The 13,849-nt window shown below is 61.1% G+C and carries 14 protein-coding genes; 8 read left to right on the top strand and 6 right to left on the bottom strand.

Annotated features, from left to right (window positions below; genetic code table 11):
- Window positions 1-33: 33 nt before the first annotated feature.
- Window positions 34-948, top strand: a complete 915-nt coding sequence (locus GTQ41_RS15805; protein ID WP_047293573.1) for a LysR family transcriptional regulator — start codon at window positions 34-36, stop codon at window positions 946-948.
- On the opposite strand, the gene GTQ41_RS15800 is transcribed toward GTQ41_RS15805, so the two are convergent.
- Both GTQ41_RS15800 and GTQ41_RS15795 read right to left on the bottom strand, forming a co-directional pair.
- The gene (locus tag GTQ41_RS15800; protein ID WP_047293575.1) at window positions 938-1,705 is read right to left on the bottom strand and encodes a substrate-binding domain-containing protein; all 768 of its coding nucleotides are present in this window, start codon (window positions 1,703-1,705) and stop codon (window positions 938-940) included. The genes GTQ41_RS15805 and GTQ41_RS15800 overlap by 11 nt on opposite strands.
- An 11-nt stretch (window positions 1,706-1,716) precedes the next feature.
- Window positions 1,717-3,009, bottom strand: a complete 1,293-nt coding sequence (locus GTQ41_RS15795; protein ID WP_047293577.1) for an MFS transporter — start codon at window positions 3,007-3,009, stop codon at window positions 1,717-1,719.
- A gap of 340 nt (window positions 3,010-3,349) precedes the next feature.
- On the opposite strand from GTQ41_RS15795, the gene GTQ41_RS15790 reads away from it, so the two are divergent.
- The gene (locus GTQ41_RS15790; protein ID WP_027613230.1) at window positions 3,350-3,658 is read left to right on the top strand and encodes an RcnB family protein; all 309 of its coding nucleotides are present in this window, start codon (window positions 3,350-3,352) and stop codon (window positions 3,656-3,658) included.
- Window positions 3,659-3,668: 10 nt separating this feature from the next.
- Here the strand turns inward: GTQ41_RS15790 and GTQ41_RS15785 are convergent, their stop codons facing one another.
- Entirely contained in the window at window positions 3,669-4,748 is a 1,080-nt protein-coding gene (locus GTQ41_RS15785; RefSeq protein ID WP_047293579.1) for a sensor domain-containing diguanylate cyclase, read from the bottom strand.
- Between the two features lie 163 nt (window positions 4,749-4,911).
- Here GTQ41_RS15785 and GTQ41_RS15780 point away from each other — a divergent pair, with 163 nt between their 5' ends.
- The 3 genes from GTQ41_RS15780 to dmeF all read left to right on the top strand — a co-directional run bounded on the left by GTQ41_RS15780 (window position 4,912) and on the right by dmeF (window position 6,964).
- A complete protein-coding gene (locus GTQ41_RS15780) occupies window positions 4,912-5,250 on the top strand; it encodes an FKBP-type peptidyl-prolyl cis-trans isomerase (RefSeq protein WP_041073359.1) in 339 nt (112 codons plus the stop codon).
- A 496-nt stretch (window positions 5,251-5,746) separates the two neighbouring features.
- Complete coding sequence (locus GTQ41_RS15775) at window positions 5,747-6,022, top strand: metal/formaldehyde-sensitive transcriptional repressor (RefSeq protein WP_003223990.1); 276 nt, start codon at window positions 5,747-5,749, stop codon at window positions 6,020-6,022.
- A gap of 12 nt (window positions 6,023-6,034) precedes the next feature.
- Entirely contained in the window at window positions 6,035-6,964 is a 930-nt protein-coding gene (gene dmeF / locus GTQ41_RS15770; protein WP_047293581.1) for a CDF family Co(II)/Ni(II) efflux transporter DmeF, read from the top strand.
- Here the strand turns inward: dmeF and GTQ41_RS15765 are convergent.
- A complete protein-coding gene (locus tag GTQ41_RS15765) occupies window positions 6,961-8,064 on the bottom strand; it encodes a cytochrome P450 (protein ID WP_047293583.1) in 1,104 nt (367 codons plus the stop codon). The two genes, dmeF and GTQ41_RS15765, sit on opposite strands and share 4 nt — an antisense overlap.
- Window positions 8,065-8,142: 78 nt before the next feature.
- Between GTQ41_RS15765 and GTQ41_RS15760 the strand changes: the two genes are divergently transcribed.
- From GTQ41_RS15760 to GTQ41_RS15750, 3 genes are all read left to right on the top strand, one after another.
- Window positions 8,143-8,901 carry a helix-turn-helix transcriptional regulator gene (locus tag GTQ41_RS15760; RefSeq protein WP_047293585.1) on the top strand — a complete coding sequence of 253 codons (759 nt, stop codon included), beginning with the start codon at window positions 8,143-8,145 and terminating at the stop codon, window positions 8,899-8,901.
- 124 nt (window positions 8,902-9,025) lie between these two features.
- The gene (locus tag GTQ41_RS15755) at window positions 9,026-10,246 is read left to right on the top strand and encodes a putative DNA modification/repair radical SAM protein (protein ID WP_047293587.1); all 1,221 of its coding nucleotides are present in this window, start codon (window positions 9,026-9,028) and stop codon (window positions 10,244-10,246) included.
- A complete protein-coding gene (locus tag GTQ41_RS15750; protein WP_047293589.1) occupies window positions 10,243-11,064 on the top strand; it encodes a TIGR03915 family putative DNA repair protein in 822 nt (273 codons plus the stop codon). Before GTQ41_RS15755 ends, GTQ41_RS15750 begins: the two co-directional genes overlap by 4 nt.
- A 147-nt stretch (window positions 11,065-11,211) precedes the next feature.
- Here the strand turns inward: GTQ41_RS15750 and GTQ41_RS15745 are convergent, their stop codons facing one another.
- Together GTQ41_RS15745 and lpdA are read right to left on the bottom strand one after the other, a co-directional pair.
- Complete coding sequence (locus GTQ41_RS15745; RefSeq protein ID WP_047293591.1) at window positions 11,212-12,231, bottom strand: branched-chain amino acid aminotransferase; 1,020 nt, start codon at window positions 12,229-12,231, stop codon at window positions 11,212-11,214.
- Between the two features lie 242 nt (window positions 12,232-12,473).
- Complete coding sequence (gene lpdA / locus GTQ41_RS15740; protein ID WP_047293592.1) at window positions 12,474-13,847, bottom strand: dihydrolipoyl dehydrogenase; 1,374 nt, start codon at window positions 13,845-13,847, stop codon at window positions 12,474-12,476.
- Window positions 13,848-13,849: the final 2 nt, after the last annotated feature.

The following is a 13,849-nucleotide window of genomic DNA, read 5'->3' as shown; positions in this document are numbered from 1 at the left end:
TAGCCTTCGCGAATCAGTCTTTCCGAGTCCGCCATGGCCATCAACTTCGATCTCAACGACCTGCAAGCCTTTCGCGCCGTGGTCGAACAGGGCAGCTTCCGCAAGGCCGCCGACACCGTGCGCCTGTCACAACCGGCCTTGAGCCGTCGCATCGAAAAGCTTGAGGACGCCCTCGGAGTAAAGCTTTTTGAACGCACCACGCGCAAAGTCAGCCTGACTCAGGCCGGGCGCGGCTTCATGCCCAGCGTCGAGCGTTTGCTGGATGATCTGGATGTGGCGTTGTTGGGCATCAGCGAAGTCGCTTCGACGCGAATGGGCCACGTCACCGTGGCCTGCGTGCCGTCGGCGGCGTACTACTTCATGCCGCGCGTGGTCGCCCGTTATCACCGGCAATTCCCGCGCATCAAGGTCAAAGTCCTCGATTCCAGCGCCCACGACGTGCTCAGTGCGGTGGTCAATGGCGAGGCGGATTTCGGTTTGAGCTTCATCGGCACACAGGATGCCAAAGTCGATTTCGAACCGCTTGTGCAGGAGTGCTACGTTGTCGCCTGTCGCCGTGATCATCCGTTGGCCGGGCGCAGCAGCGTGAGTTGGGACGAGTTCTATCAGCAGGATTACATCTCGCTGGACAAGACGTCCGGCAACCGGTTTCTGCTCGATCAGGCCTTGAGCCGAGTGGTGCCGCAACGCCAGAGCATCTGCGAGACGCGGCATGTGACGACGATGATTGGTCTGGTGGAAGCGGGGCTTGGCGTGGCGGCGGTGCCGTTGATGGCGATGCCCGGGCCGGATCATCCGATCCTGACCCGGGTGCCGCTGACCGATCCGGAAGTGATGCGCAGTGTCGGCATCATCAAGCGCCGGGGTCGCACGTTGACCCCGGCAGCACTGGAGCTGGAACGGCTGGTGGTGGAAATGAAAGTCCAGCCGCCGACGCTCAGCGCTTGACCGAATCCAGCCCGGTGGCCTGTACGTCAGCCTGAGCGGCAGGCGCGGCGAGGTAGTCGAGCAGGGCCTTGGCCTCTTTTGGATGCTGCGCACCGACCGGGATGCCGGCGGCAAAACGCGTCACCGACTGCACCGATTCCGGAATCTTGCCGACAAAACTTACCCCCGGCACCGGCAGCAATTCGCTGACCTGCTGGAAGCCCAGTTGATAATCGCCGGTGGCAACCACTGAACCGACCGGGACTTTCGGGACCATCTTCGCTTTCGGTTTCAGCTGCTCCTCGATACCGAGTTTGTTGAACAACTCCTTCTCGATGTACACGCCGCTGGCACTGTCGGAGTAGGCCACCGATGTTGCGTCGAGCAGGGTTTTCTTCAGGCTTTCGACGCTGCTGATGTTCGGCTTCGGCGCGCCCTCACGCACTACCAGACCGATCCGCGAATCCGCCAGTTCGACCCGCGAGGCCGGGTCGACCTTGCCTTGTTTGATCAGATCATCAAGGGCATAGCCGACCATGATCACCACGTCGGCGTGTTCGCCACGGGCGAGGCGGTTGGGGATCGCTTCCGGCGCCTTGCCCATCGACGGGCCGAGCTGGGTGTCGAGGGTGTTGCCGGTGGCCGCCGCGAATTTCGGGCCGAGGATTTTGTAGGCGGCGGTGAAGCCGCCCGACGTCATCACGTTCAGCTGTTCAGCATGGGCCAGTGCGCTGAACGCGAAGAGGGCGATGGCGCTGAAATTGATCAGTTTTTTCAAGGTGTTGCTCCTTATGCGGCAACCGGTTGCAGACGGCCGCCTGCGCGGCGATAGAGGTACAACGTGGCGCCCAACGCGCACAGTGCGCCGACGCTCATCCAGTAACCCGGCGCGGCCTTGTCGCCGGTGTACTGGATCAGGAAGGTCGACATCGCCGGGGTGAAACCACCGAAAATCGCGGTCGCCAGACTGTAGGCGAGGGAGAAGCCGGCCACCCGCACTTCCACCGGCATGATCTCGGTCAGCGCCGGAATCATTGCGCCGTTGTACATGCCGTAGATGAACGACAGCCACAACAGCGACAGCAACATGTGACTGAAACTCGGCGCCTGCACCAAGTACGACAGCGCCGGGTAGGTGCTGGCCAGCGCCAGCAGCGACATCGCAATCAACACCGGACGCCGGCCGATGCGGTCGGACAACATGCCGCCAATCGGCAGCCAGAAGAAGTTAGACACGCCCACCAGCAAGGTCACCAGCAACGCATCGGAGGTGCTCAGGTGCAGCACGGTTTTGCCGAAGGTCGGCGCGTACACGGTGATCAGGTAGAACGCGGTGGTGGTCAGCGCGACCATCAGCATGCCGCCGAGCACCACGCCCCAGTTCTGGCCGAGGGTGCGGAACACTTCCTTCATGCTCGGGCGGTGTTTGCGTGCGGCGAATTCTTCGGTTTCCGCCAGGTTACGGCGCAGCAGGAAGATGAACGGCACGATCAGGCAGCCGACGAAAAACGGAATCCGCCAGCCCCAATCGGCCACCACGCTCGGCGCCATCCACGCGTTCAACGCGTAGCCCAGCGCCGCCGCGACGATGATCGCCACCTGTTGACTGGCCGACTGCCAGGCGGTGAAAAAACCTTTGCGGCCCGGTGTGGCGATTTCGGACAGATACACCGAAACACCACCCAGTTCCGCACCGGCGGAGAAGCCTTGCAACAGCCGTCCGATCAGCACCAGCGCCGGCGCAAACAGGCCGATGCTCTCGTATCCGGGCACCAGCACAATCAGGATCGTGCCGCTGGCCATGATCGACAGCGTAACGATCAGCCCCTTGCGACGACCGACGTCGTCGATATAGGCGCCAAGCACAATGGCACCCAGCGGACGCATCAGAAAGCCTGCGCCGAATACGGCAAAGGTCATCATCAGGGAAGCGAACTCACTGCTCGCCGGGAAGAACACCGCCGCGATCTGCGTGGCGTAGAAGCCGAACAGAAAGAAGTCGAACTGTTCGAGGAAGTTGCCCGAGGTTACCCGGAAAATGGCGCCGGCCCGCGAGCCGCCGTGTGGGATTGAGGCTGTCATAGAAAAAATCTCCACCGCTTTTATGACGTGCGCGACGTGGAAGCGGCGCACGGTTGTTATTGCGGCGGATGGTCGCGCAGCTGTAACAGGATGTTAATTGCATTGTTGGCATGGATTGATGTGCAAAGCGGATCAATCCCCTGAAACACCACTACGTGTGGGAGCGAGCATGCTCGCGAAAGCGGTGTGTCAGGTAATGAAGAGGCTGAATGTGCCGACGCCAGCGATAGCGGCCTCACGGACAACTACAATCCCCGGCCAGTCCACGCAAAAAACAAGGAATGATTCCAGTCCTCCGCAGTCGGAGTTCAGGTATCACACATCTGAAGGAGGTTCACCGATGAACAGCAAAACCCTAATCGCCAGCCTGGCCCTCGTCGCCGGCATTGCCGGGATCAGCCCACTTGTTCAAGCGGCGCAAACCTCAAGCGAACCCACCGTCCAGTCGCCGACCAGCGACCGTGAATTGAAGGTCAACGACCGCGCTCCAGACATTTATCAGCGCAGCGACAAGGCATTGAAAAACTGGAAACAGAAAGGCTTGAAAGCACCGGTCGACCAGGCGCAGTGGGTGCAGATCAACGACAAGTACGTGATGGTCATGATCACCAACGGCACCATTGTCGAGATGCAGCCTGTCGAGCGTTAAACTCCCGGACTCAAAGGCCCTGGGCGTGCAGCCGCGCAGGGCTCTCGCCCCCCAATCGATACTGATTGTTCCCACTGCGCTTGGCCTCATACATCGCCAGGTCGGCAATGTGCAGCAGTCGGTCCATGGTCGGCGCATGGTCGGGAAATACCGCGACGCCAAGGCTGGTGCCGATGTGGCGCTGGTCGTTGCCGATGCTGATCGGCGGCGACAGTTCGATGAAAATCTTCTGACAGATGCTGCGGGCTTCGTCCTGCAGGTTGAGGCTCGGGGCCAGGCCTTGCAGGATCACCACGAATTCGTCGCCGCCAATCCGTGCGACGGTGTCGGTGGCGCGCAGGATGCGTTTCAGACGCGTCGCAGTGGTGATCAGCACGCGGTCGCCGGCGGCGTGACCGTAATGGTCGTTGATCGCCTTGAAACCATTGAGATCGATAAACACCAGTGCCACGCGGGTCAGGCTGTGGCGCGCCTGTTCCAGTGCTTCGGATAAACGCTCTTCAAGCACCAGGCGATTGGGCAGACCGGTCAACGGGTCGAAGTGGGCGAGGTGCTGAAGGTAACTGGCCGAGGCTTTTTCCTCAGTGATGTCGCGCACCACACCCATCATCTTGATCACCGCATCGTGGTCGTTGCGCACCACATTGCCGGTTTCCCGCAGCCAGCGAATCGTACCGTCGGGCCAGACCACGCGGTATTCCTCGTCATGGTTTTCACCGGTCTCCAGACAACGCAATTCACCCTCGCGCACTCTGACGCGGTCGTCCGGGTGCACACAGGCGCAGAACAGCGCATAAGACGGGGTGATTTCGCCGATCTTGAACCCGAACATGCCGTAGATCGCGTCCGACCAATACAGCCGGTCGGTGTCGACTTCCCAATCCCAAGTGCCGATGCGGGCAAAGTACTGGCTGCGTTTGAAACGCTCGGCGTCACCGTCCTGGTGGATGTTCTGGCGTTCGGCGGCGCGGGTCAGCAGCTCGCGGTATTCGTCCAGTTGCTTGCGCAAGCCGCGCTCGCGCCAGATCAGGACGACGATCAATCCAAGCATGACAACGCCAAGGGCAAGGCTGATCCAGAGGTCAGTCATTCGGGAACTGCCAGCATGAACAATCGATCCGTGAAGTAATGGCGGTTGGCTATCTTAATGGGTTGGCAGTCACTTCGGATACAGCGCCAATCTTCGTTAATGAGTTGCGAACAGCCGCCATTTCTGGGAAAACGGCGGCCAGCTGAACAATAGAGTGAATGGCATGAATGATGAACTGCAGGTAATCGATCTCCAGGTGGGCGAGGGCAAGGCTGCCGTCAAAGGTGCACTGATCACCACCCATTACACCGGCTGGCTGGAAGACGGTAGCGAGTTCGATTCTTCCCACAGCCGAGGCAAACCTTTCCAGTGCGTGATTGGCACGGGGCGGGTGATCAAGGGCTGGGATCAGGGGCTGATGGGCATGCAAGTGGGCGGCAAGCGCAAACTGCTGGTGCCGGCGCATCTGGGGTACGGCGAACGAACGATGGGCAAGATCCCGCCGAATTCGAATCTGGTGTTTGAGATTGAGTTGCTGGAGGTTTTGACGCGGGAGGATTGAGGCGGGCAACCGCCGATCAATCAATTTCCATGTAACCTGTGGCGAGGGGATTTATCCCCGATGGACTGCGCAGCAGGCCTTCTTGAGGTATCGCTTGGCGATCCCCCTCGTCACGGTTACTCAGGTCACCATTGCCATCGCGTTCTGCGCCCGGTGCCGATCCCGCTCATTGAGGCCCATGGCGACTTATGCGACGACGACGTGGGCATCTGTTTTATTGGTCATGTGAAATTCTCCTTTGCGCCGTTTTCCTTGTGGCGAGGTAGCTTGCTCCCGCTGGGTTGCGAAGCGACCCCAAGATCCATCGATCCGGATCGGATCCGGATTTCGACTGCCGTGCAACTAGCAGGTCCACCGCTTTCGCGAGCAGGCTCACTCCCACAGGGGGAGTGAAATCGCTTTCCGCATCCCGTTCATCCCTTGAAGGCTCACCGAACTTGCGATTGCCCAAGCCATCGGCGACTATGCGCGCCATATAGGGGTAGGGGGTATAGGTATGTCGCACATTCACGAACACAAAGACGAGTTGCTCAACCGCGTGCGGCGGATTGCCGGGCAGGTGCAGGCGGTGGAGAAAGCGCTGGAAGGCGATGCCGATTGCGCCAAGACCTTGCACCTGGTGGCGGCGATTCGCGGGGCGGTCAACGGGTTGATGGAGCAGTTCATCGAGGCCCACACCCGTGAGCACGTGGCGCATCCCGACCTCACCGACGAACAGCGCGCCCAGGGCGCCGAAGATCTGTTGCAAGCCATCCGCCGTTATTCCAAATAGAGCATCCGCATCATGAGCCTGACCCCAAGCGCTGAGCGTTTTAGCCACGATCACCAGTTTCTCGGCGCATCTCACGACGAAAATGCCCGCCGCACTTTGTGGGTGGTGGCGCTGACGTTGGTGATGATGATCGGCGAGATTGCCGCCGGCTACATCACCGGCTCCATGGCCCTGCTGGCCGATGGTTTCCACATGGCGACCCATGCCGGCGCGTTGGGTATCGCCGCGGCAGCCTATGGTTTTGCCCGGCGCAATGCCAACAACCGCCGCTACAGTTTCGGCACCGGCAAAGTCGGCGATCTGGCCGGATTCGCTTCGGCGATGGTGCTGGGGCTGGTGTCGCTGGGCATTGCCGGCGAGTCGATTTTTCGTTTGTTCGAACCGACCACCGTGGCGTTTGGCGAAGCCACTGTTATTGCGATTGTCGGCTTGGGCGTAAACGTCCTCAGCGCCTTCCTGTTGATGGGCCATCACGGCCATGACCACGGCCATCAGCATGACCACGGTCATGATCATCATCACCATCACGACAACAATCTGCGCTCGGCCTACGTCCATGTGCTGGCCGATGCCCTGACCTCGGTGCTGGCGATTGCCGCGTTGCTGGCCGGGCGTTATCTCGGTTGGGTATGGCTGGACCCGGCGATGGGGATTGTCGGTTCGATTGTCATCGCGAAATGGGCTTACAACCTGATGCGCGACAGCGCCGCGGTGCTGCTCGACACCACCGACGAGCCGGTGGCGGCGGAGATCCGCGAGTTGCTGGAAACCTCCGACGATGTGCGCATCAGCGATCTGCATGTCTGGCAGGTCGGCCCGCAGGCGCGGGCGGCGATTGTCAGTGCGGTCGCGGCGGCGGGCGTGACGGCGGAGGTGATTCGCGAACGGCTGGCGCCGGTGCATGAACTGTCGCACCTGACCATCGAGTTGCGCAGCGCTTAAGGCTGCACTGCGCTGAACAGTGGAATCCGCCCATTGAGCGATGGGCGGTAATGCCACGTCAGTTGTTGCAGATTCACGCCCTGATCAAGGATTTCTCTGACAGTCGCAGCGGCAATGCTCAGCGCCAGCGTCTGCCCTGGACACTGATGCCGGCCACTGCCAAAGCTGAAACTGCGCCGGTCAGGTCGATCCAGCAGAAACCGCTCGGGCTCTGCATTTAACAAAGGATCGCGGTTGGCCGAGGCCAGCAGCACCAGAATCACCTCGCCAGCCTCGAGCCGCACGCCATCGATTTCGCAAGCCTGTGCGACAAAGCGCCGAGTGTTCTGCACCGGCGGATCAAAGCGCTGAACCTCGGCCAACAGTGCGTCCACAGAGGCATCGCGCAACTCAGGTTCACGCCGTAACGCAATCAGTGCATTGCCGATCAGCCCGGCTGTCGCCTCAAATGTCTGCGAGCAGAGTCCGATCAGGTTGGCGATCAGGGTTTCTTTGTCCCCCGCGAATCGCTGCTCGATCGCCTGGAGCAAATCGCTGTTGGCTTCAGCCAGCAACTCGATGAAGTAACCGCGCAATTGCTCAGCCGCCGCATGCGCCGCCGCCAGTTGCAGGTCATTGCTCAGCGGCGACAGGCAGGCGACGAAATCCGCCGTCAGCTCACTGATCGCCCGACCTTGCGTCGGGGTGAAGCCGAGCAGCGTCGCGACCACACACACCGGGCCGCGAAACATCGCCTTATATAAGCCGTCCGCGTCCGCTGTCATCAGCCGTGCTGCCACCAATGCGCGTACCTGATCGTCATCGATCAACTGCAGCGCCGGTTCCACCGCAGAGCGTGGGCAGCGCTGACGCTCGCCATCGTTCATCCGCATCAACTGTCCGAACACCTTGCCAGCCAGCCCCGACGCAATCGCCTTGGGCACCGGTTCCTGCAGCGGCCGCACCCGGCAATCGGCATGCGTCAGCACCGCACGCACCGCTCGGGCGCTGCTGGCGACCCACAGTTTCAAGCCATGATCAAAGGTCAGTCCGCCCTCGGCGCGCAGTTTGGCGTAGTAAGGGTAGGGATCGGCATGCGTCGCAGCGATGATCGGGTCCATGGTGCACAGCCTTGTCGTCGGGAAAGTGATGCGAGTATCTTCAGTTCGCAGCGAGGACGATTCGTCGGGGAACGAAATATGCACGCAGAACATCAAGACATCGGCGTTTCGCAGGTGGCAGCCGCCATCGCCGAACCGGCACGCACCAAAATCCTCTGCTCGCTGATGGACGGCCACGCCCGCACCAGCACTGAATTGGCCGCCGTTGCCGAGGTCAGCGCCTCTACCGCCAGCGCGCACCTGGCCAAACTCAAGGATCTGTCGCTGGTGCGCCTGCACGTGCAGGGCCGCCATCGTTATTACAGCCTCGCCGATCAACGGGTGGCGCAGGCGCTGGAAGCGTTGATGGTGATCGGCCAGAACGCCGCGCCGAGCTTCAAGCCGCACACTCCAGATCGTCTGCAATTCGCGCGCACCTGCTATGACCATATGGCTGGCACGCTGGCGGTGTTGCTGCATGACCGTTTGCTCGCGGCGGGATGGCTGGTGGAAACCGACGAGCGGGCTTATCGCTTGAGCGAGAGTGGCGAGGCGCTGTTCGTGGGCTTGGGTATTGAGGTGCAGGACTTGAGTACCTTGCGCCGCAAGTTCGCTTGCCCGTGCCTGGACGGGAGCATGCGTCGGCCGCATCTGGGCGGTTCGTTGGGCGCGGCGTTGTTGCAGATGGCGTTGAAACGCAAGTGGGTGACGCAGGATCTTGACAGTCGGGCGTTGGCACTGACCGTGGCGGGGCGCAAGGCAATGGGTACGCGGTTTGGTCTTGAGTTGCCGTTAGACGCGAAGGTCAAAAGATCGCAGCCTGCGGCAGCTCCTACAGTAATCGCGTACACCCGATAATTCTCGGCCCTGCCCCAGTCCCTGTAGGAGCTGCCGCAGGCTGCGATCCTTTGATCCGGTTTTGCATCTTGTGCCAATCCGACAGACTCGATACTGTACGCATAACCAGTACAGGGTCTTCGCCATGCAAATCATCGACAAGCTCAGCATTCTCGCCGACGCCGCCAAGTACGACGCCTCCTGCGCCAGCAGCGGTGCGCCCAAGCGCAGCTCCGAGGGCAAGAGCGGGTTGGGTTCGACCGACGGCATGGGCATCTGCCACAGCTATACGCCGGACGGTCGTTGCGTGTCGTTGCTGAAGATTCTCCTGACCAATTTCTGCCTCTACGACTGCCAATACTGCGTCAACCGTCGCTCCAGCGATGTGCCGCGTGCACGCTTCACCCCCGAGGAAGTGGTGACGCTGACCCTGGATTTCTACCGGCGCAACTGTGTCAGCGGGCTGTTTCTCAGTTCCGGGATCATCCGCTCGGCGGACTACACCATGGAACAACTGGTACGCGTGGCGAAGCTGTTGCGCGAACAGCATGAGTTTCGCGGCTACATTCACCTCAAGACCATTCCCGAGGCCGATCCGGCATTGATCGAGGAGGCCGGGCGTTATGCCGATCGCCTCAGCGTCAATATCGAATTGCCCACCGATGCCAGCCTGCAAACCCTGGCGCCGGAGAAACAGATCGGTTCGATCAAGCAGGCGATGAGCACCATTTACACCGGCGTGCAAACGGTGCTCAACGAACCGCGTTCGGCGAAATTCGCTCCCGCCGGGCAGAGCACGCAAATGATCGTCGGCGCCGATGACACCGACGACAGCACGATCTTGCACAGCGCTCAGTCGCTGTATGGCAACTACCGCTTGCGCCGCGTCTACTACTCGGCCTTCAGTCCGATTCCCGACAGTCCGAAAAGCGTGCCGCTGGCCGCGCCACCGCTGATGCGCGAACACCGTCTGTATCAGGCCGATTTCCTCTTGCGCAGCTACGGCTACAACGCTGATGAGTTGCTCAAGGGCCCGGGTAATCTGGCGCTGGACATCGACCCCAAACTGGCTTGGGCGCTGCAGAATCGCGAAGTGTTTCCGCTGGACCTGAACCGCGCCGAGCCGTCGCTGATCGCGCGCATCCCGGGCATTGGCCTGCGTACCACCGAGCGTCTGGTGCAATTGCGCCAGCAACGGCGCATTCGCTACGAAGACGTGGCGCGCATGCGCTGTGTGCTGGCCAAGGCCAAGCCATTCATCATCACCAGCGACTACCACCCGCAGCAGGCTGAAGTCACCAGCCACATGCTCTATCAGCAACTGCGCGACCGGCCGCAGCCGCAACAGATGGGATTGTGGGGATGATCAATCTCGATTGCGATGACCTGTTCGACACCTGGCGTCAGCAGGCGCGCTGGCTGCTCAGCCATGAAGTCGACCCGAGTCTGGTGAGTTGGGCGTCGGAAGGGGTGAGCGATCTGTTTGCCAGTGACGTACATGTGCCGGAGGGGCAGGGGCCGTTTCAGGCGCGCATCCCTCGCGCATTGCTTGATACCCTGGAGCAAGCCGCACGCTACCGGGGCGACCAGCGCTGGAGTCTGTTGTATGAAGTGCTGTGGCGGGTCAGCCACGGCGACCGCACGGCGATGATGGCCGGCGATAAACTCGGCAGCGAGTTGCAGCGGCGGATCAAGCAGGTACAGCGGGAAGCCCACCATTTGCATGCGTTCGTGCGTTTCATCGAACGCCCGCAGGATCAGCCGGGCCCGCAATACGTCGCATGGCACGAGCCGGCCCACGACATCCTGCACAGCGCCAGCGAGCATTTCATCGGGCGCATGGGCCGGCATCGCTGGTTGATCGCCACGCCGCGTGACGGGGTTTATTACGATGGCGAGCAATTGATCCATCAACGCCAATGCCCGCTGGAATGGCAGCAACTGGCGCAGAACGTCGATGACCCGCACGGCGAGTTGTGGCTGACGTACTACAGCCACATCTTCAACCCGGCGCGGTTGAACGAGAAGGTCATGCAAGGGCACTTGCCGGTGCGTTTCTGGAAGAATCTGCCGGAAGGGGAGTTGATTCCCGGATTGATTACCCAGGCGCGCACGGGCAAGCAACAGAATGGTCAGGCCAGCGGGATCGCTGCGCGAGGCGGGAAGCGGATTGCGCTGAAATAGAAAATCAAAAGATCGCAGCCTGCGGCAGCTCCTACAGGAGATCTGTGTAGGAGCTGCCGCAGGCTGCGATCTTTTGATCTTGCTTCCAATAAAAAGCCCCCCATTGATCACTCGATGGGGGGCTTTTGTGCATCTGCAGCCGTCAGATCAAACCTTGACGATCCAGCCCGCTGGCGCTTCGATGTCGCCGGTCTGCACGCCAGTCAGCTCTTTGTAGAGCTTCTGGGTGACCGGGCCGACTTCGGTTTCGCTGTGGAACACGTGCAGGTGGTCGTTGTAGCTGATGCCGCCGATCGGGGTGATCACCGCAGCGGTACCGCAGGCGCCGGCTTCCTTGAAGTCCGACAGCTTGTCGATCAGCACGTCGCCTTCCACCACTTCCAGGCCCAGACGGGTTTTCGCCAGTTCGATCAGCGACAGGCGGGTGATGCCTGGCAGTACGGAGGGCGAGTTCGGGGTGACGAACTTGTTGTCGTGGGTGATCCCGAAGAAGTTGGCCGAACCGACTTCCTCGATTTTCTTGTGGGTCAGCGGATCCAGGTAGATGGCGTCAGCGAAGTGCGCCTTCTTGGCCTGGGAGCCCGGCATCAGGCTGGCGGCGTAGTTGCCACCGACCTTGGCCGCACCGGTGCCTTGTGGGGCAGCGCGGTCGAAGCTGGAGATCTGGAAATTGTGCGGGGTCAGGCCGCCCTTGAAGTAGGCGCCGACCGGGATCGCGAACACCGAGAAGATGAACTCTGGCGCGGTGCGCACGCCGATGTTGTCACCCACGCCGATCACGAACGGACGCAGGTACAGCGCGCCGCCGGTGCCGTATGGCGGGATGAAGCGCTCGTTGGCGCGAACCACTTCTTTGCACGCTTCGATGAACTGCTCGGTCGATACGTGCGGCATCAGCAGGCGGGCGCAGCTGCGCTGCATGCGCGCGGCGTTCTGGTCGGGACGGAACAGGTTGATCGAGCCGTCCTTGCAACGATAAGCCTTCAGGCCTTCGAAGCACTGCTGGCCATAATGAAGGGCCGTCGAGCCTTCGCTGATGTGCAGCACGTTGTCTTCGGTCAGGGTGCCTTTGTCCCACTCGCCATTGCGAAAGTACGACAGATAGCGTTTGTCGGTCTTGATGTAGTCAAAACCCAGCTTGTCCCAATTGATGCTTTCGTTACCCATGACACCCTCTATCACTGAACAACCGTCGAAACGGTTCAAGGCTTCTGACGTTTTTTTGGATGGGCACAACAATACTTCATTCTGGAGCGGTTTCGCAGCCCGGACGATGGGGGGAAAAGCAGATTTATTAGCCTGCTTATGAAAAATCCTTGTCCATCGCTGAAAAGATCGCAGCCTGCGGCAGCTCCTACAGAATCGGCAACCCCCCGTAGGAGCTGCCGCAGGCTGCGATCTTTTGATCTTTAAAGGTGCAACGCATGCCCCAAAGCCCGCAACGCCGCTTCCTGCACCGCTTCACCCAGGGTCGGATGCGCATGGATGGTGCCGCCGATGTCCTCCAGGCGCGCGCCCATTTCCAGGCTTTGCGCAAACGCCGTCGACAATTCGGAAACACCTGCTCCGACCGCCTGCCAGCCGACAATCACATGATTGTCGCGACGCGCGACTACGCGCACGAAGCCGCTTTTCGATTCCAGGGTCATCGCCCGGCCATTGGCGGCGAACGGGAAGCTGGAAACGATGCAGTCCAGCCCGGCAGCCTTGGCCTCGTCCGGGGTCTGGCCGACCACCACCAGTTCCGGGTCGGTGAAGCACACGGCGGCAATGGCGGTCGGATTGAATTCGCGGTGCTTGCCGCTGATCAGTTCGGCAACCATTTCGCCCTGGGCCATGGCGCGATGCGCGAGCATCGGTTCGCCGCTCAGGTCGCCGATGGCGTAGACGTTGCGCATGCTGGTCTGGCAGCGGTTGTCGATCTTGATCGCCGAGCCGTTCATGTCCAGATTAAGCGCTTCGAGGTTCCAGCCCTGCGTATTCGGCTTGCGACCGACGGCCACCAGCACCTGATCGGTTTCCAGATTGAGGGTGTCGCCGTTCGGGTCACGCACCTGCAGAGTGCCGTCGAAACCCAGCACGCTGTGCTTGAGATAGAGCTTCACGCCCAGTTGCTTCAGCGCTTCGTGCACCGGTTGCGTCAGCTCGGCGTCATAGGCCGGCAGGATCCGATCCTGCGCCTCGACCACGCTGACTTCGGCGCCGAGCTTGCGGTAAGCAATGCCCAGCTCCAGACCGATGTAACCGCCGCCGACCACCACCAGACGTTTGGGCACCGCTTTCGGTGCCAGCGCTTCGGTGGAGGAGATGATCGGCCCGCCAATCGGCAAAATCGGCAGGTTGACGCTGGTCGAACCGGTGGCCAGCACCAGATGTTCGCACTGGATCCGCGTGTCGCCGACTTCCACGGTTTTGCCGTCGATGACTTTGGCCCAGCCATGGATGACCTGGACCTTGTTCTTTTTCAGCAGCGCGGCGACGCCGGTGGTCAGGCGATCAACGATGCCGTCCTTCCACTCGACGCTTTTAGTGATGTCGAGGGTCGGCGCGGAAACGCTGATGCCCAGTGCCGAATGCTGGTTGTGGTGTTGAGTCTGGTGAAACTGCTCGGCTACATGAATCAGCGCTTTCGACGGAATGCAGCCGATGTTCAAGCAGGTGCCGCCGAGCGATTGGCCTTCGACCAGAATCGTCGAGATGCCCAGTTGCCCGGCGCGAATCGCCGTGACGTAGCCGCCGGGGCCGCCGCCAATGATCAGCAGCGTGGTGTTCAAGGTTTGCATGG

It is taken from the genome of Pseudomonas sp. AN-B15 (assembly GCF_019056475.1).
GTDB lineage: Bacteria > Pseudomonadota > Gammaproteobacteria > Pseudomonadales > Pseudomonadaceae > Aquipseudomonas > Aquipseudomonas parakoreensis.
The sequence above is the reverse complement of the archived record's forward strand: the minus strand, read 5'-3'. Positions and strand labels throughout refer to the sequence as shown.

Bases quoted from the DNA above. Each gene is read 5' to 3' on its own strand.
- lpdA (WP_047293592.1), bottom strand. From the start codon at position 13,847: ATGCAAACCTTGAACACCACGCTGCTGATCATTGGCGGCGGCCCCGGC.
- GTQ41_RS15765 (WP_047293583.1), bottom strand. From the start codon at position 8,064: ATGGACCCGATCATCGCTGCGACGCATGCCGATCCCTACCCTTACTAC.
- GTQ41_RS15805 (WP_047293573.1), top strand. From the start codon at position 34: ATGGCCATCAACTTCGATCTCAACGACCTGCAAGCCTTTCGCGCCGTG.
- GTQ41_RS15780 (WP_041073359.1), top strand. From the start codon at position 4,912: ATGAATGATGAACTGCAGGTAATCGATCTCCAGGTGGGCGAGGGCAAG.
- dmeF (WP_047293581.1), top strand. From the start codon at position 6,035: ATGAGCCTGACCCCAAGCGCTGAGCGTTTTAGCCACGATCACCAGTTT.
- GTQ41_RS15790 (WP_027613230.1), top strand. From the start codon at position 3,350: ATGAACAGCAAAACCCTAATCGCCAGCCTGGCCCTCGTCGCCGGCATT.
- GTQ41_RS15795 (WP_047293577.1), bottom strand. From the start codon at position 3,009: ATGACAGCCTCAATCCCACACGGCGGCTCGCGGGCCGGCGCCATTTTC.
- GTQ41_RS15760 (WP_047293585.1), top strand. From the start codon at position 8,143: ATGCACGCAGAACATCAAGACATCGGCGTTTCGCAGGTGGCAGCCGCC.
- GTQ41_RS15750 (WP_047293589.1), top strand. From the start codon at position 10,243: ATGATCAATCTCGATTGCGATGACCTGTTCGACACCTGGCGTCAGCAG.
- GTQ41_RS15755 (WP_047293587.1), top strand. From the start codon at position 9,026: ATGCAAATCATCGACAAGCTCAGCATTCTCGCCGACGCCGCCAAGTAC.
- GTQ41_RS15745 (WP_047293591.1), bottom strand. From the start codon at position 12,231: ATGGGTAACGAAAGCATCAATTGGGACAAGCTGGGTTTTGACTACATC.
- GTQ41_RS15785 (WP_047293579.1), bottom strand. From the start codon at position 4,748: ATGACTGACCTCTGGATCAGCCTTGCCCTTGGCGTTGTCATGCTTGGA.
- GTQ41_RS15775 (WP_003223990.1), top strand. From the start codon at position 5,747: ATGTCGCACATTCACGAACACAAAGACGAGTTGCTCAACCGCGTGCGG.